At 37.6% G+C, this 16,628-nt stretch carries 17 protein-coding genes; 16 read left to right on the forward strand and 1 reads right to left on the reverse strand.

The window, feature by feature from the left end:
• The first annotated feature begins 1 nt into the window (after position 1).
• The 14 genes from dagF (at position 2) to lepB (ending at position 13,817) form a co-directional block, all read left to right on the forward strand.
• Positions 2-745, forward strand: a complete 744-nt coding sequence (gene dagF, locus IGK86_RS03190) for a 2-dehydro-3-deoxy-phosphogluconate aldolase (RefSeq protein WP_002361094.1) — start codon at positions 2-4, stop codon at positions 743-745.
• A gap of 9 nt (positions 746-754) precedes the next feature.
• The gene (locus IGK86_RS03195; protein WP_002415894.1) at positions 755-1,765 is read left to right on the forward strand and encodes a sugar kinase; all 1,011 of its coding nucleotides are present in this window, start codon (positions 755-757) and stop codon (positions 1,763-1,765) included.
• A gap of 93 nt (positions 1,766-1,858) precedes the next feature.
• Positions 1,859-2,887: a hypothetical protein gene (locus tag IGK86_RS03200; RefSeq protein ID WP_002363239.1), complete on the forward strand. Its 1,029-nt coding sequence runs from the start codon at positions 1,859-1,861 to the stop codon at positions 2,885-2,887.
• Positions 2,884-3,330: a YaiI/YqxD family protein gene (locus tag IGK86_RS03205; protein WP_002361319.1), complete on the forward strand. Its 447-nt coding sequence runs from the start codon at positions 2,884-2,886 to the stop codon at positions 3,328-3,330. The genes IGK86_RS03200 and IGK86_RS03205 overlap by 4 nt, the downstream gene beginning before the upstream one ends.
• A gap of 140 nt (positions 3,331-3,470) precedes the next feature.
• On the forward strand, positions 3,471-4,541 hold the full coding sequence (locus IGK86_RS03210) for a D-alanine--D-alanine ligase (RefSeq protein WP_002355721.1): 1,071 nt from the start codon (positions 3,471-3,473) through the stop codon (positions 4,539-4,541).
• Between the two features lie 78 nt (positions 4,542-4,619).
• On the forward strand, positions 4,620-5,993 hold the full coding sequence (locus IGK86_RS03215) for a UDP-N-acetylmuramoyl-tripeptide--D-alanyl-D-alanine ligase (RefSeq protein WP_002355722.1): 1,374 nt from the start codon (positions 4,620-4,622) through the stop codon (positions 5,991-5,993).
• Between the two features lie 302 nt (positions 5,994-6,295).
• On the forward strand, positions 6,296-7,843 hold the full coding sequence (gene cshA, locus IGK86_RS03220; protein ID WP_002355724.1) for a degradosome RNA helicase CshA: 1,548 nt from the start codon (positions 6,296-6,298) through the stop codon (positions 7,841-7,843).
• Between the two features lie 630 nt (positions 7,844-8,473).
• The gene (acpS, locus tag IGK86_RS03225; RefSeq protein WP_002355727.1) at positions 8,474-8,827 is read left to right on the forward strand and encodes a holo-ACP synthase; all 354 of its coding nucleotides are present in this window, start codon (positions 8,474-8,476) and stop codon (positions 8,825-8,827) included.
• A gap of 29 nt (positions 8,828-8,856) precedes the next feature.
• Entirely contained in the window at positions 8,857-9,972 is a 1,116-nt protein-coding gene (gene alr / locus IGK86_RS03230; RefSeq protein WP_016616511.1) for an alanine racemase, read from the forward strand.
• 15 nt (positions 9,973-9,987) lie between these two features.
• Positions 9,988-10,365 (forward strand): type II toxin-antitoxin system PemK/MazF family toxin, encoded by a 378-nt coding sequence (locus IGK86_RS03235; protein ID WP_002355729.1) that lies wholly within the window; start codon positions 9,988-9,990, stop codon positions 10,363-10,365.
• Positions 10,366-10,686: 321 nt separating this feature from the next.
• On the forward strand, positions 10,687-11,382 hold the full coding sequence (locus tag IGK86_RS03240; protein ID WP_010713841.1) for a hypothetical protein: 696 nt from the start codon (positions 10,687-10,689) through the stop codon (positions 11,380-11,382).
• Between the two features lie 24 nt (positions 11,383-11,406).
• A complete protein-coding gene (locus IGK86_RS03245) occupies positions 11,407-12,702 on the forward strand; it encodes a hypothetical protein (RefSeq protein ID WP_010819795.1) in 1,296 nt (431 codons plus the stop codon).
• The gene (locus tag IGK86_RS03250) at positions 12,683-13,009 is read left to right on the forward strand and encodes a hypothetical protein (protein WP_016616509.1); all 327 of its coding nucleotides are present in this window, start codon (positions 12,683-12,685) and stop codon (positions 13,007-13,009) included. The genes IGK86_RS03245 and IGK86_RS03250 overlap by 20 nt, the downstream gene beginning before the upstream one ends.
• A 58-nt stretch (positions 13,010-13,067) precedes the next feature.
• Positions 13,068-13,817 carry a signal peptidase I gene (lepB, locus tag IGK86_RS03255; protein WP_438742011.1) on the forward strand — a complete coding sequence of 250 codons (750 nt, stop codon included), beginning with the start codon at positions 13,068-13,070 and terminating at the stop codon, positions 13,815-13,817.
• Positions 13,818-13,871: 54 nt separating this feature from the next.
• Here the strand turns inward: lepB and IGK86_RS03260 are convergent, their stop codons facing one another.
• Complete coding sequence (locus tag IGK86_RS03260; RefSeq protein WP_016616507.1) at positions 13,872-15,350, reverse strand: helix-turn-helix domain-containing protein; 1,479 nt, start codon at positions 15,348-15,350, stop codon at positions 13,872-13,874.
• A gap of 173 nt (positions 15,351-15,523) precedes the next feature.
• On the opposite strand from IGK86_RS03260, the gene IGK86_RS03265 reads away from it, so the two are divergent.
• Positions 15,524-16,276, forward strand: a complete 753-nt coding sequence (locus tag IGK86_RS03265) for a tyrosine-protein phosphatase (RefSeq protein ID WP_025193953.1) — start codon at positions 15,524-15,526, stop codon at positions 16,274-16,276.
• 78 nt (positions 16,277-16,354) lie between these two features.
• Positions 16,355-16,585, forward strand: a complete 231-nt coding sequence (locus IGK86_RS03270; RefSeq protein ID WP_002355737.1) for a hypothetical protein — start codon at positions 16,355-16,357, stop codon at positions 16,583-16,585.
• The last annotated feature ends 43 nt before the right edge of the window (positions 16,586-16,628 follow it).

Here is a 16,628-nt window from a genome sequence, read left to right on the forward strand (position 1 = left end):
CATGTCATTAAAACCTAATTATTTAGAAGAACGCATTTGTTTAAACGTTTTAGCCAATTCAGTAGAAAATGCCCAAGCCTGTTATGAAGCAGCAGAAGGGCATGTTGTGTTAGGCGTCCTTTCAAAAAACTATGAAACCGATGAAGCAGCCATTGACGATATGAAAAAATACCAAGCAGCAACCAACAACGCTTTATCTGTCGGTTTAGGAGCTGGTGATCCAAATCAAAGTCAAATGGTGGCTCGCTTATCAGAAGTTTTACAACCGCAACACGTGAACCAAGTCTTCACAGGTGTCGGCGCTTCGCGGGCCTTACTTCGTCAAGACGAAACAGTGATTAATGGCTTGGTTTCACCCACAGGCAAAGTTGGCTATGTCAACATTGCGACAGGTCCGTTAAGCTCTGGTGCGCCAGCGGCGGAAGTGCCTATCGAAACCGCCATCAAATTGTTGAAAGACATGGGGGGCAGTTCCATTAAATATTTCCCGATGAAAGGCTTGGCTCACAAAGAAGAATACCAAGCAGTAGCAGCAGCTTGTGCCAAGTATGACTTTTATTTAGAGCCAACAGGGGGCATTGATTTAGAAAACTTTGAAGAAATTGTTCAAATTGCGGTGGATGCCGGCGTTAAAAAAATCATTCCTCATGTTTACAGCTCAATTATCGATCAAGAAACAGGGGACACTAGAACAGAAGACGTGAAAACGTTACTAACCATGATGAAAAACACATTGAATAAGTAGGTGGCAAAGATGAAAATTGCTGCGTTTGGTGAAGTCATGCTTCGTTTCACTCCGCCAGAGTATCTAATGTTAGAACAAACAGAGCAGTTAAGAATGAACTTTGTAGGGACTGGCGTAAATCTCTTAGCAAATTTGGCTCATTTTCAACTAGAAACAGCATTGATTACGAAATTACCTGCCAATCGTCTTGGTGAAGCTGGCAAAGCAGCGCTAAGGAAGTTAGGAATTTCAGATCAATGGGTAGGAGAAAAGGGCGATCATATTGGTAGTTTTTTTGCAGAAATGGGTTATGGAATCCGACCCACACAAGTAACTTATCAAAATCGCCATCAGAGTGCTTTTGGCATCAGCGAGGCGAAGGACTACGATTTTGAGGCCTTTTTAGCGGAAGTAGATATGGTGCATATTTGTGGTATTTCGTTAAGTTTAACTGAAAAAACTCGTGATGCTGCTTTGATACTTGCTCAAAAGGCGCATGCCTGTCAAAAGAAAGTTTGTTTTGACTTTAATTATCGACCTAGTTTGAATACAGCAAATAGCGCACTCTTTATGCGTCAACAGTACGAACGCATTTTACCTTATTGTGATATTGTTTTTGGCAGTCGACGTGATTTGGTCGAGCTATTGGGTTTCATTCCGCGAGAAGATTTAGAAGGTGAGGCACAAGAAACTGAACTGATTCAGCGTTTCATGTCTCAATACAATTTGGAATGGTTTGCTGGGACAACGAGAAGTCATTCCCAAAATCAAAACTACTTAAGTGGGTATTTATATACCCAAAATGAGTACCAACAGAGTGAAAAAAGACCGCTTCTTAATCTTGATCGAATTGGTGCTGGTGATGCTTATGCGGCGGGGATTTTATATGGCTATAGCCAAAATTGGTCGTTAGAAAAGGCAGTTACCTTTGCCACAGTCAATGGGGTCCTTGCACATACGATTCAAGGAGATATTCCTTTGACAACGGTCAAACAAGTGAATCACGTTCTTGAGCATCCGAATATTGATTTAATTCGTTAAAGAAGAAAACCAGAAGAAAAGTCGTGTGTGGCTTTTCTTCTGGTCTTTTTTTCATTATAATTAAAAGAAACAGATTGCAAAGGAGGCAGCAGGATGAGTGTTGCACATCTTTTAACAGTTTTAGAAAATGATGAATTTATTGAACGGATTCAAAAACGACCAGAAGCGTTCATTGGAACGACTGGCTTAGTCGGCTTAGAGAATTTACTTGTTCAGACAATTAACGGTTTATTAGAGTTTTTCATTGAAAAGAATCAAGGGAAAATTGCTATACAGTTATCGCGTCAACAAATCTCTTTTCAGGTATCTTCCACACGACCGCTTGTTTTTGAACAAAAGCAAGTCGATTTAGAACCACCTTTTCTGTATTTATCTGTTTTACAAGCCTTCTCAAAACAAGTAGGAATCAGTATCGATCAAGAAAAACAGCGGACTATTTTTATTTATCATCAAGGGCAATTGAAAAAACGATTATTATTACCTATTGAAGAAACCCAGGAACGAATTGAAGTCTTATTTTGGCCAGATACGCAAATTTTTGGTACAGAATCACTTTCTTATATGCGTGTTTTACAGCAATGTCAACAGATTGCCATGTTGAATCCAGGCTTAAAGATTCTCTTAACACAAGAAGAGGAACAAAAAAATCTTTGTTATTACCCTAAAGGTTTAAGTAATTATTTATTTGAAAAAGATAACCCATTAACTAGAAAAGCCGCACCGATTATTCAAGCCAAGCAAACAGAATTGGCCCTTGTTCAATTTATTTTGAGTAAAAATCATGCACCGCAAGTGCAAAAAACATTTGTTAATGGGCATTATCCTAGTCTTGGTGGAACCCACTATGAGGGTTTTCTTGATGGCGTAGTGGCCGCCTTTAATCAATTTTTAGAGGAGCAACATTACTCATTATCTGTGACAGCAGATAGTTTTTTAGCAGAATTTGATTTTGTTTTAGCCATTACGATACCAAAGCCCCGCTACACGGATGCAACGAAAACCATTTTAAGAAATACAGAGTTATATGAAGTGGTTAAAGAAGTCGTTTTTGACGAATTACAACACTACTTTCAACGTCATCCCAAATGGTTAGAGCAAGGAAGAATCGAGGGAAATGAATGAAAATTTTTGTCGATGGCGATGGTTCACCTGTGAAAGAGACGGTTATTGAAGTCGCTGTAGAGAAAGCTTTGGATGTGGTGATTGTTACTAGTGTAGATCATTATTCCTTAAAAGATTATCCAGAAAATGTCTCTTTTGTGTATGTTGATAAAGGAGCGGATGCTGCTGATTTTAAAATTGTGCAGTTAATAAAAAAAGGGGATCTTTTAATTACACAAGATTATGGCTTAGCTTCCTTGGTTTTGCCAAAAGGAGTGTCAGTTTTACATCAACTAGGTTATCAATATACGAAAGAAAATATTGATGGCTTGTTAGAACAACGCTATTTTAGTGGCCAAATTCGGCGAAAAGGTGGCCGAACGAAAGGACCTAAACCTTTTACAGACCAAGATAGAATAACGTTTAAACAAGCCCTTATTGAGCTGGTGGAACGGAGTCTTTAGCAAGGAAAAGGCAAGCAAAGAATTTTGCCTTCACTAAATTTGCTTCTATTATGAAACTGGGTTTTATGCTAAAATAAGTAAGGATAATTTGAAAAATAATTTTTTCTAAAAGACAGGAAAGAAACTAGGAGGACAAGCATTTGAAGATTATTTTGTTGTATGGCGGCAGAAGTGAAGAGCACGATGTGTCTGTTTTGTCTGCATATTCCGTTTTAAATGCAATCTATTATAAATATTATCAAGTACAGTTAGTCTTTATTAGTAAAGATGGTCAATGGGTAAAAGGCCCTCTCTTATCTGAACGACCACAAAATAAAGAAGTTTTACATTTAACTTGGGCACAAACACCTGAAGAAACAGGCGAATTTTCAGGAAAACGAATCAGTCCTTCGGAAATTTATGAAGAAGAAGCGATTGTTTTCCCTGTTTTACATGGGCCAAATGGCGAAGATGGAACAATTCAAGGATTCATGGAAACCATTAATATGCCTTATGTGGGCGCAGGTGTCTTAGCTAGTGCTAACGCAATGGACAAAATCATGACGAAATATCTTTTACAAACTGTTGGCATTCCACAAGTACCATTCGTGCCAGTTTTAAGAAGTGACTGGAAAGGAAATCCAAAAGAAGTCTTTGAAAAATGTGAAGGTTCTTTAATCTATCCGGTCTTTGTTAAACCTGCCAATATGGGTTCTAGTGTCGGAATTAGCAAAGCGGAAAATCGTGAAGAATTGCAAGAAGCATTGGAAGAAGCTTTCCGTTATGATGCCCGAGCAATTGTTGAACAAGGGATTGAAGCACGTGAAATTGAAGTAGCCATTTTAGGAAATGAAGATGTCCGTACGACTTTACCTGGTGAAGTGGTGAAAGATGTCGCTTTCTATGATTATGATGCAAAATACATCAATAACACGATTGAAATGCAAATCCCAGCGCATGTTCCAGAAGAAGTAGCCCATCAAGCGCAAGAATATGCTAAAAAAGCGTATATTATGTTAGATGGAAGTGGCTTAAGTCGCTGTGATTTCTTCTTAACAAGCAAAAACGAATTATTCCTGAATGAATTGAACACCATGCCTGGTTTTACTGACTTTAGTATGTACCCTTTACTATGGGAAAATATGGGCTTGAAATACAGTGATTTAATTGAGGAATTGATTCAGTTAGCTTTGAATCGTTTTAAACAACGCCAAGAATTTTATAATAACTAAGAAGAAAAAATCACACAAGACTGGGACATGACAAGACTTTGGCATGTCCCAGTCCCTGTGTCAGAGGAGCAAAACATAATGAAATTAACCTTCTGGGAAGTAGCGCAAGCGGTTGAAGCCAGTAATGATTGGCAACAATGGCCTGATTTTCCTTTAACAGGCATTGAATTTGATAGTCGTAAAATTGTGAAAGGAAATCTCTTTGTTCCTTTACAAGGTGAAAATGATGGTCATCGTTTTATTGAGAGTGCCATGGCTAATGGCTGTCAGGCCGCTTTTTGGGGACAGGATTTAGTCGATGCACCGCAACAATTGCCTGTTTTGCATGTTACTGATCCACTGGTGGCTATGCAAAAATTAGCTACCTATTATTTAAATAAAATGCAACCGAATGTCATCGCTGTGACTGGCAGTAATGGAAAAACCACCACTAAAGATTTAATTGCTGCTGTGTTATCTGAAAAGTTTGTGACTTACAAAACGCAAGGCAATTACAATAATCAAATTGGCTTACCCTATACTATTTTACACATGCCTGATGAAACAGAAAAACTGATTTTAGAAATGGGTATGGATCACGCTCAGGAAATTTCTTTCCTTTCCAATCTGGCTCAGCCAGAAGTTGCCGCCATCACAATGATTGGCGAAGCCCATGTGGAAAATTTAGGCTCACGAGCAGGCATTGCACAAGCAAAAATGGAAATCGTAGATGGTTTAGCCAAAGACGGTAGTTTATTTGTGCCAAGCGATGAACCTTTGCTAGAACCATTGGTGGAAAAAGTCACGCAACAAGTGATTACTTTTGGTTTTAGCCAGGAAAGTCAACTTCAAGGAATCGTCACAAATGAAGCCAAAGAGCAAACCTCATTCAAAATCAGTGATACACAAATGACGTTTACGATTCCAGTGCCAGGAACCTATAATGTCACCAATGCATTAATCGCAATTGGCATTGGTCGGTATTTCCAATTAACGGATAGTGAGATTCAAAAAGGGTTGGCTACAGCGGAACTAACAAAGAATCGGACAGAATGGCTGAAAGCAGCGAATGGTGCCGAAATTTTAAGTGACGTGTACAATGCCAATCCGACAGCTATGGGTCTTGTTCTGGACAGTTTTAGCAAAATGTCCAAAGTAGGAAAACGAATTGCTGTTTTAGGAGACATGCTGGAATTAGGTCCTGATTCTGCTGCCATGCATCAAGCAATGGCGCAGCATTTAGCCCCAGATGCGATTGAAGAAGTCTTTTTATATGGTTCTGAAATGGCTTATTTAGCTGATAAATTGCAAGAAACCTATGCACCAGCTAACATTCATTCTTTTAAAAAAGAAGAAAAAAATGAGTTGATTGAAGCTGTCAAAAAAGTTTTACAGCCAGAAGACATGGTGGTTTTAAAGGGAAGTAACGGGATGGGACTTCGTGAAGTCATCGATGCACTTTTGGAAAAGTAAATAAGTTTCATAAAACTTGCTGAAAATGGGATTCTATGATAGAATGACCTATTGCCGGAAGATGACGAGAAAAATTGAATCGTAGTAAATAAAATAGATCTATTTCTATGTTTAATAATAAATGTGAAGCTGAACGACCACGTTTGGCTTTTCTAATGCCATAAGGTGAATTTTTCGGTGAAATCAGGAAAGAAGAAATAGTTGGCACACTATAATGGATTTCTTTTTAACAACTGAAAGTGAAGACACCTGAAACTAGGAAGAAATCGTTCTTTCCGAAACAAAATCTAGGAGGATATCATTTGAAATTTAAAGAACTTGGTTTAGCGCCAGAATTATTATCAGCGGTAGAACGCGCAGGCTTCGAGGAAGCAACCCCTATTCAATCAGAAACAATTCCGTTAGCGTTAGCAGGAAAAGACGTAATCGGACAAGCACAAACAGGAACAGGGAAAACCGCTGCTTTTGGCTTACCAATGCTTAACAAAATTGACGCAGACAACCGCGTTATTCAAGGATTAGTCATTGCACCAACCCGTGAGTTGGCTATCCAAACACAAGAAGAGTTATTCCGTTTAGGCCGCGATAAAAAGATTCGCGTCCAAGCCGTTTACGGTGGGGCTGATATCGGTCGCCAAATCCGTGGACTAAAAGATCGTCCACATATCGTTGTAGGTACACCAGGACGTTTACTAGACCATATTAACCGTCGTACCTTGAAATTAGAAACTGTTGAAACATTAGTTTTAGACGAAGCAGATGAAATGTTAAACATGGGCTTCTTGGAAGACATTGAAAAAATCATCTCACAAGTGCCAGAACAACGTCAAACACTTCTATTTTCAGCAACTATGCCGCCAGCAATCAAGAATATTGGCGTGAAATTCATGAAACAACCAGAACATGTGAAGATTAAAGCCAAAGAAATGACGGCTGATTTAATTGATCAATATTATGTACGTTCAAAAGACTTTGAAAAATTTGACATTATGACACGTTTACTAGACGTGCAAACCCCAGAATTGACCATTGTCTTTGGTCGGACAAAACGCCGTGTTGATGAACTTGCCCGCGGGTTAGAAGCGCGTGGTTACAAAGCAGAAGGCATCCATGGCGACCTATCACAACAAAAACGGATGAGCGTTTTACGTTCATTCAAAAATGGTAACTTAGATATCTTAGTGGCAACAGATGTAGCAGCACGTGGGTTAGATATTTCAGGTGTCACCCATGTCTATAACTACGATATTCCACAAGATCCAGAAAGTTATGTTCACCGTATTGGTCGGACAGGTCGTGCTGGTAAAGGCGGTATGTCTGTGACGTTTGTAACACCAAACGAAATGGGTTACTTACATGTCATCGAAAACCTAACGAAAAAACGGATGACACCATTACGTCCACCAACCGAAAAAGAAGCATTTAAAGGACAATTAAGTGCAGCTGTTGAAACCATCGAAAGTGATCTAGAAGAAAATGGTTTAGACAAATATCTAGAATCTGCTGAAGCGTTATTAGAAAAATATTCAGCGACAGACTTAGCTGCGTTATTATTAAAAACAGTAGCGAAAGATCCAGCAGATGCGGTTCCTGTAAAAATTACCCCAGAACGTCCATTGCCTTCAAATAAAAAAGGCTTTAACAAAAATGGCCGTGGTGGTGGCGGTGGGAACAACCGTAATCGCAACCGTGGTGGCAATGGTAAAGGTGGCAGCTATCGTGGCAACAAAAACCATAAAGATGGCGACCGTAATTACAAAAATAGCGACCGCAAAAATAAAGATCAACGTGGCGGCAAACGTCATAACGATAAAAAACGTGGTTTCGTCATTCGCGAAAACGCTAAATAATCAAAAGAGCGAGTGTTCCGTCTATGAACGGAACACTCGCTCTTTTTTGGTAGATAATCGTTAAATAGAAAAACTTAAAAAAAGTAAAAAAGGCATCAAAATGATATAGAAAAAGAAAAACGCCAAAATTATCCAAGTTTTCAACGAGGAAGTTAGATTGAAGAGTTTCAGTTTTTGTTGTAGCAAATGAATGGTTATAATCCAAACCAGTTGCAAGAAAAAAAATAGGCTGGGATTTTTAAAGAAGATTGGAAATATGTAGAGCAACAAAGTAAAAATAAACAGGGCGCAACGAAGTAACTTTTTTTGCCGAGAAGTTAAAGTCATACGTTTTTCTCCTTTTTCTTTTTATTCTCCCATAAGTAGCCAAAATTTGCTATAAAATATTAAAACATCCGCTTAGTTTCCTGATTTTTTTCCGATACTTCTTAGTTGTTGTCTTACTTTTATAAAAATTCAGAAAAATTTTATAAAAATGTAAATAGGAAGAAAACGTATGGTACTTCAATTTGTGTGAGATCTTGTAAAACATTCTTTATTTTTTTAGCGAATCAGTGGAAAAATTTTGAAATTTTGTTAAAATGAAAGGTAATTCGGAGTAACTATATTAAATAGGAAGTAAGGCGGAAAATGATAAAGGGAATTGGTATTGACGCAGTAGAATTAAGTCGGATAAAACCGATTGTTGAAAAACAAGGATCATTTATTCAACGGGTTTTAACACCTAACGAATTGACCCTTTTTGAAAAGTTATCTACAAAACGTCAAATAGAATTTTTAGCTGGTCGTTTTGCTTGTAAAGAAGCGTTCTCTAAAGCATGGGGCACAGGGATTGGTAAAGTTGGTTTACAAGATATTGAGGTGCTGACTGAAAAAACAGGTGCACCATACGTAGCAAACTCGCCCCATAATGGTAAAGTGTTTGTCTCGATTACGCACACAGATACTATGGCGATTGCACAAATTGTTTTAGAAAGCGAATAATAGAAGCAACGAAGAAAGAAGGATGTACAATGGTCGTTGGATGGCATCGTCCTACACGGTTACATATCGATACGCAAGCAATTACTGAAAATGTCCAAAAGGAATGTCAACGTTTGCCAGAAGGAACCGCTTTATTTGCGGTTGTAAAAGCGAACGGCTATGGGCATGGCGCCGTAGAATCCGCTAAAGCGGCGAAAAAAGGTGGCGCGACAGGTTTTTGTGTCGCCTTATTGGATGAAGCAATTGAATTGAGAGAAGCAGGTGTTCAGGACCCCATTTTAATTTTGAGTGTGGTAGACTTAGCTTATGTGCCTTTGTTGATTCAATATGATTTATCTGTAACGGTAGCTACACAAGAATGGTTAGAAGCTGCTCTTCAACAACTAACGCCTGAGAGTAACACGCCATTACGTGTTCACTTAAAAGTCGATACTGGCATGGGACGGATTGGCTTTTTAACCCCAGAAGAGACTAAGCAAGCAGTGCGGTTTGTTCAATCCCACAAAGAATTTTTATGGGAAGGGATTTTCACTCATTTTTCAACAGCTGATGAAATCGATACAAGCTATTTTGAAAAACAAGCAGGGCGTTTTAAGGCTGTTCTAGCAGTTTTAGAAGAGTTACCTCGGTATGTCCATGTTAGCAATAGTGCGACAGCGTTATGGCATCCTGATGTGTCAGGAAACATGATTCGCTATGGTGTAGCCATGTATGGTTTGAACCCTTCAGGTAATAAGCTGGCCCCAAGCTATGCGTTAAAGCCGGCCTTGCGGTTGACCAGTGAACTCATCCATGTAAAACGCTTAGCGGCTGGCGAAGGAATTGGCTATGGCGAAACCTACGTGACTGAATCCGAAGAGTGGATTGGGACAGTGCCAATCGGCTATGCAGATGGCTGGTTGCGTCATCTCCAAGGATTTACAGTGCTCGTGAATGGTAAGCGTTGCGAAATCGTCGGACGAGTGTGTATGGATCAATGTATGATTCGTTTAGCAGAAGAAGTTCCTGTCGGCTCAGTCGTTACATTAGTTGGAAAAGATGGCAATGAAGAAAATACGTTACAAATGGTAGCCGAAAAATTAGAAACCATTCATTATGAAGTTGCATGTACTTTCTCACAAAGAATCCCCAGAGAATATAACTAGATAGGAGGTTCCACTATGGTCAAACGCGGAGATATTTATTTTGCAGACCTTTCCCCAGTAGTGGGCTCGGAACAAGGTGGCGTCAGACCTGTCCTTGTTGTCCAAAATAACTTAGGTAATCATTTTAGCCCAACGATTATCGTTGCGGCGATCACAGCCAAAATGGCAAAGCCAAAATTGCCAACACATATCGGGATTAATTCTGATGAAACGGGCATTGAAAAAGATTCAGTGATTCTTTTAGAGCAGATTCGAACAATCGATAAGGGTCGCTTGAAAGAAAAAGTTTGTCATTTGAGACTTGATATTATGGAAGAAGTTGATCGTGCCTTAGGCATCAGTGTTGGACTTAGTAGCGATTCAGCCCCAGCAAAAGCAAATTCAGCTACATAAAGAACGATAGCTACTATGAAATCAACAAAGACTAATTGGATTTTTTTAAAAGCGACTGATCTAGTTCGGTTCGTTAAACATAGTTTGAGTAAAAGCGAGAGAGATAGCCAAGTGGCATCTCTCTTGTTTTTTTGTTTTGTATTTAAAAAATTAAAATATAAATATAAAATTCAAATTTTTATCATCTTATTTTAAATAAAGTTGTTGGCAAGGCTCAAACGGAATGTTACAATCAATACTATATAGAGTTTTTAAAGAGCGTAACAGGTGATTTTACAAGTTTTGATTGTCGAGTGATGACATAAAGGAGATTATATTTGTATGATGATTGTTGTACTTTTAATGAGTAGTTGCTTATTTTTATTTGTAAGCTATCAATTGTATTTGCGATTACTTGTCGAAAAACTGGATTCAGAGGACCGGACATTAAAGAGGAAAATAAATTTCTATAAGTATCAGAAAAATAGCCGTTTAATGATTTATTTATTGTTTAGTGTTTGTCTACTTAGCGTATTATTGTTAGGAATTGTTTATACATATTATCAATTAAATCAACGAAATATCCGCATGGAACAGCGGATCGAGCGTTTGGCACAAGGCCAAGCTGCTCAAGGTGACAAAATAAAAAAACAAGCGATTAAAAAAACAGCCTTAAATCAGTTTCCCTGGAAGCAAGCTGTTTCGGCAGAATCGGCCGCTGTCTTGACGAATTATGAATTACAATTAGCGCGTGAATGGCGTCCTTACCTCGGAGAGACGAGTATCACAATGATTAGAAGTGAAAAAACACAAACCTTGACACTGTCTGTTTTTTCAGTTGGCTTAAGTTACCATGAATTTCAAACAGGTCAAGACAATATTGTAGCACTGATTGCAGCGTTGAATTCAGTTAAAGAAATTACCATGATTGATTTTAATTTTACTTATCGAGATCAAGAGCAAACCCTTGTCAAATCCATTGATACGTATGCTCGTGAGACGTTGGAAACAAATTTGGAGCCTGTCGTGATTAGTTAAAAGGACGAGAGAAAGGACATATAGATGACAAAAAGACGTTTAATCAAAAAAATTAAAGATATTTCGGATGATACGCTTGAAAAAGAAGTCTTTTTTCAGCCAGGATTCGAACCAGAAAAAATAATTAGCGGAATCAAACCAGAACAACAGGAAAAAGAAATGGCGACGTTAAGAGAAAGGCTCACCTACTATCAGAAAAAAGAAACAGCCTTTAAAAAACTTCAAGAAGAAAATGAGCAATTAAAGAACCAACAAGAAACGGAAAAACAAGCATTAGAAGAAAAAAACCAGTCATTACTTGAAATACTAAATCAAAAAGAACATGAAATTTTTGAATTGGAAGAGCAACTGGAAACGAACAGTGAAACCACGACAGAGGCTACCACTCTTCAAACAAATCTGCAAAACGCAGAAAAACAATTAACCACTGTACATAATCAAATGGAACGTTTAGAAAGTGAATTAACGCAGCAAGTGGCAGAATTAGAAAAAGAATCGGCTGAACAGCAACAACATATCCAGACATTACACAACCAGTTAGCAGAAGAAAAAGGAAAGTTGGAGAAAAAAGGGGATATTACAGGAATGGAAAAGCAAGTAGAAACGTTAACGACAGAATTAGAAGAAAGCACAACGACTCAACAAGCATTGCAGGAACAAATTGAAAAACTAACTGTACAATTACAAAAAGTAGAAGCCGAAAAACAAGCCTTACAAGAGGCTGTCCAACAAGAAGTGATTGTGAAACAACGCATGGAGGAGTTAAAGAATGAGCTTCAAAATAGTTTACAGCAAAAAAATGAAGCAGAAGTAAAATTAGGGCGACTGCAAGGTGTCAATGACAAACATCTTGCTGAAAAGCAAGTTTACGAAGGGGAATTAGCTGCTCTAAGAAAAGAAGTAGAGGCCAAAGAAGACAATTTAGAACAAGTTCAAAAAGAATTGAAGACACTACAAGCCGTTTCAAAAAATATTGAACCGAGTAGTGAGCAGTTAACAGAACTGCTACGCGCAAAACAGCAAATTAACGATTTATTAATGAAAAATCAGCAATTACAAGAAGAGGCTTTAAAATCGCAACAAGAAATTGGCGAAGTGATGGTTTCTGCCAAAAAAGAAGCCAATCGGATTGTTAATGAAGCGAAAGTAGAAGCAAAACACCTAATCAATTCTGCAGAATTAGAAATGTTAAATATTGGTAATCGAGCGAAAAGTATTTCGAATGAAGTCGAAGCGTCAAAAGTAGAAGTACTTGAGATTTATCGCGAATTAGAGGAACGCTTAACTAAACTGACACGTCTTGAACAAGATAACTATTAATAAAATGGTCAGTAAAAAGTTAACGGGAGCAAGGAAACTACATTGTCTTGGGGTCCTTTTTTTAGCTGTTACACTAAGTGGCTCTGCAGAACGATTACAGGCTGCTGTTGTCTCAAAGAAAGAGCAGCCGCTAAGGCAACCGCTTATCAGGAAAAACATAGTAACAGAGAAGAGCGAATATCTTGTAGAAGCAAATCAAAGTATCTGGGAGCTGGCACAAGATGCGCAGAAACCACTGAATCAGTTTATGAAGGAGAACCAGTTACGTAGTAGTTATATAAAAAAAGGAACGCAATTAGTCAAATAGAAAAAAGGAGTAAAGAAAGGAAAAGTTTATTTAAGGAGCTTTTCCTTTTAAGAAAACGATGGAAGAATGGATAAAGCCAGTTATGCGAACAATTCGCCACATTAAGCGCGCCTTCTTGAAGCAAAAGTTGCCTGCGACATATCAGCTAAAAAAGCAAAAGGCTAACACAGCAATGGAATATTTGCTTGAGCAAACAGATAACCATCGATTAATAAGAGGCCCACAAAGAAAAATGACCGCTGAAGAGATTAAAAAAAAGCGGCAAGCCTACCAAAAGAAACAACGCATCCAAGTCGTTAAATTTTTTATGCCAGCTATTCTTTTCGCCATTTTTGTGTTCTTTTTTGTGTTAAAGACATCTAGCTACCCAATTGCTGGGCAATCCATGAAGCCGACACTTAACGCAGGGGAACGAGTCTTAGTACAACGGACGAAGCAAGTAACAAGGTACGATGTGATTGCATTTAAAGCACCGCTAGCTAGCAAAGGTACGTACGTCAAGCGAATTATCGGGGTTCCTGGTGATCGAATTTGGGTAAATGAGGGAAAACTTTATCTTTCAGAAGAACCTATAGCAAGCGATAATGAGGCACTGCCTGAGAATGCCAGTCGTTTTGACTTATCAGAAGAAGCGGCAGCCCAACTTCGCCTGTTTCAGAAGATTCCAGCTGGTCATTACTTTGTCTTAGGGGACAATCGTACGCATTCAAGTGATAGTCGTACGTTCGGCTTTGTCGAGATACAAGCGATTGAAGGAATCGTGGTGTTTAAAATGGCGCCGTTTAAGGAAATAGGGAAAGTAAAATAAAAAGCTTAAGTCAGCCATTTAAGAGTAGGGCACTTAAGCTTTTCTTTTTAGAGATTATTTGCCCAATAACAATTGAATGATTTTTTCAATTGATTGTAGGTCGTAACGATTACTAATATCCGAAAAAATATAGTAATGGTCATACTGGGCAACGAGCTGTTCATTATTGGTATTCATTAAAAGCAAATCATAATGGTTTTCTACGTTGTAAGGCTCAATTTTCAGCGGATATTTTCCAGCGATACTCTGTTGTATTTTTTGTGCTACCAACTCGCTATAGGCACTGCTCAGTGAGTGATAAACGCCAATGGTGATTTTTTTTTCATTCAATTCAGCAATGTGATTCAAAATAAGCGTATAATTAATTTCAGTAAATTGATTTTGGTACTTAGAAGTAGTGGCTTCTGTGGCAAAGTTCGTTGTAGCAATTTCCACTAATTCGTAAACTTCACTTTCACTAAAAGGATGACGTAAGACTTTCAAAAGTGACTGAATCGTCCAATAATCAAAGGGTAAAATAAATCCTGAAAAATAGTAGAGTTGCGCATGTAATTGGAAAAGTAAATTTTCAATATAAAGTAGCCGAATAGGCAGCACGTAATGGGATAAATAACCACGTGCTTTAAGGTACGTTAAAATGACCCGGTTCATTTCGTTAAGATACGTTTTTTCAATTCGTTGTTGTTTTGCTAAACGAAAGGCGAAAGCAGCATTCGCAGAATAATTATGCATGGAACAAAAAAAGTCATAAAACATATAGGCTTCATTGATTGTATATGGACGGTCGATTCTTTTCATATATGTATGTATAGATAATTTAATTTCTTCAAATAAAGGTCGATCGAGTTGGACATCATGTGGACTAATCGTTGGCAGGGGTTCTAAAACCATGCGACGAAAAGAAATTTTCATCCAAAGTTTAATTTGGAGAATTTCTGTATGGTCAAAGGTAATTCTGGGGATTTCTTGTAATATCTCGATTAATCCTAGGTATTGATTGGCCAGTTCTTTTTCTAAATCTGTTTTTTCTTCAAAGATAAACCAGAAAAAATTAAAAAAGAAAAAGCGAATTTGTTTTTCTTCGCCGATAAGTTTTCCTCGTTTGATACATAAATTAAACTCATTGAGTAAGTCATTTAATTCAACAATTTTTCGATAATAGGTAGCAGAGCTGATGGCATAATTCTGTTGAAAATACCCGCCATTTATTTTATTTTTATGAAAGAGTTGCTGAACCATGTGAAACTTAATAGATTTATTCAAGAACAACATGATCATTGCTTTCATGGAAAAGGTTGGCGCTTTATTTAGATAAAGGGTATCACCTAGTACAGTCATGGTGAGGCTTTCTTGGAGTTGCTCTTCTTTCAAAAATTGTTCTAAAAAAGAAAGATATTCATTCAATGTTGGTAAACTAATATTGAAAAAATCTACTAATTCATTTCGTGTCGCTTGGCCTTTATTATTATATAGGAACAATAGAATATCATTCATATAATCATACGGTTTTTCTAAAAAATCTCGTTTTAACATCGTTGCTCACCTCTCTTTTAAGAATACTGCATCTATGATAAAATGGCAATAAACAACTGATAAAAAGATTGTTTTTTGAAGTGTTTTTTATTATCATTGAGAAAAAGAAATAAAAAGAAAAAACAAAGTATTTAAATGACAACAAAATAATTAAAATGAAGGAGCGACAGAATATGAACAGCGTAGTGAATTTTAGAGATATCGGAGGATTTCCAACGCAACAAGGCACATCCGTCAAGACAGGGCATTTTTTTCGGAGTGGGGAACTCGTTAATGTTGCACAAGAGGATCAACAGATGCTAGTAGAGGATTATCAAATTAAACGGATTTATGATTTTAGAAGTGCAGCAGAAACGCAAGAACGACCAGATGATTCAATTCAAGGAACCAACTATTTACATATAGATATTTTGGCCGATATTCAGGCACAGACCGCTTCATTAGAAGGAATGCTTAAAACGGTTGGTTCACCCGATGCAGCAATGGACATGGCTTATAAAGAGATGGTTCTTTCCAATTCGGGCCGCAAAGGTTACCAAACATTTTTTGAAAACTTTTTAAGTTATCCACAGGAAGCTATTTTATTTCATTGTTTCGCAGGAAAAGATCGAACAGGAATCGGCGCAGCCTTGATATTAAGTGCTTTAGGTGTGGAACATTCTTATATTTTAGAAGATTATTTAAAGACGAACGAGCAAAGAAAAGCTGCTAACGAGCAAATTATTGCACAGTACCAAGCAAATGGAACACCTCCAGCAGAAATTCAACAATTAGAAACGCTGCTTTATGTGAAAAAAGAGTACTTAGCGACCGCTTTACAGGCGATTGAAAAAGAATTTGGTTCGGTAGAGGGCTATTTAAAAGAGGGACTCGGCTTACCTTTATCCGCCAAAAAAGACATGCTAAGTCTGTATACAAAATCATAGATCCTAAAAAAAGGACTATCCTTTCTAAAAAAGAAGTTTTATAATAGAAAAGAATCTGTTTGTAAGGAGGGATAGGGAATGAAAGAAGGACAAGAACAATTCTTAACGTTCATACTAGATCGAACAAAAGAAGATAAAAAAGAAAAAATGCAAGCGCTACTTGCAGAAATGTTTGAACGCCAACAAACAGGCAAATTAGATAAAATGTACTTGATGACAAAAGCACCAAAACTTTTGGCTTATTTAAAACCAGAAGCCATTGATGAAGTTAAACAAGTCGTTTCGGAATTTTCTAAAAATATGAAATAAACAAACTTAGCTTGAACTTACGACATTTTAAAAATGTGTCGTA

Origin of the sequence: Enterococcus sp. DIV1206 (assembly GCF_051712485.1) — a bacterium.
Classification (GTDB): domain Bacteria; phylum Bacillota; class Bacilli; order Lactobacillales; family Enterococcaceae; genus Enterococcus; species Enterococcus faecalis.

Bases quoted from the DNA above. Each gene is read 5' to 3' on its own strand.
- dagF (WP_002361094.1), top strand. From the start codon at position 2: ATGTCATTAAAACCTAATTATTTAGAAGAACGCATTTGTTTAAACGTT.
- IGK86_RS03195 (WP_002415894.1), top strand. From the start codon at position 755: ATGAAAATTGCTGCGTTTGGTGAAGTCATGCTTCGTTTCACTCCGCCA.
- IGK86_RS03200 (WP_002363239.1), top strand. From the start codon at position 1,859: ATGAGTGTTGCACATCTTTTAACAGTTTTAGAAAATGATGAATTTATT.
- IGK86_RS03205 (WP_002361319.1), top strand. From the start codon at position 2,884: ATGAAAATTTTTGTCGATGGCGATGGTTCACCTGTGAAAGAGACGGTT.
- IGK86_RS03215 (WP_002355722.1), top strand. From the start codon at position 4,620: ATGAAATTAACCTTCTGGGAAGTAGCGCAAGCGGTTGAAGCCAGTAAT.
- acpS (WP_002355727.1), top strand. From the start codon at position 8,474: ATGATAAAGGGAATTGGTATTGACGCAGTAGAATTAAGTCGGATAAAA.
- alr (WP_016616511.1), top strand. From the start codon at position 8,857: ATGGTCGTTGGATGGCATCGTCCTACACGGTTACATATCGATACGCAA.
- IGK86_RS03235 (WP_002355729.1), top strand. From the start codon at position 9,988: ATGGTCAAACGCGGAGATATTTATTTTGCAGACCTTTCCCCAGTAGTG.
- IGK86_RS03240 (WP_010713841.1), top strand. From the start codon at position 10,687: ATGATGATTGTTGTACTTTTAATGAGTAGTTGCTTATTTTTATTTGTA.
- IGK86_RS03245 (WP_010819795.1), top strand. From the start codon at position 11,407: ATGACAAAAAGACGTTTAATCAAAAAAATTAAAGATATTTCGGATGAT.
- lepB (WP_438742011.1), top strand. From the start codon at position 13,068: ATGGAAGAATGGATAAAGCCAGTTATGCGAACAATTCGCCACATTAAG.
- IGK86_RS03260 (WP_016616507.1), bottom strand. From the start codon at position 15,350: ATGTTAAAACGAGATTTTTTAGAAAAACCGTATGATTATATGAATGAT.
- IGK86_RS03265 (WP_025193953.1), top strand. From the start codon at position 15,524: ATGAACAGCGTAGTGAATTTTAGAGATATCGGAGGATTTCCAACGCAA.
- IGK86_RS03270 (WP_002355737.1), top strand. From the start codon at position 16,355: ATGAAAGAAGGACAAGAACAATTCTTAACGTTCATACTAGATCGAACA.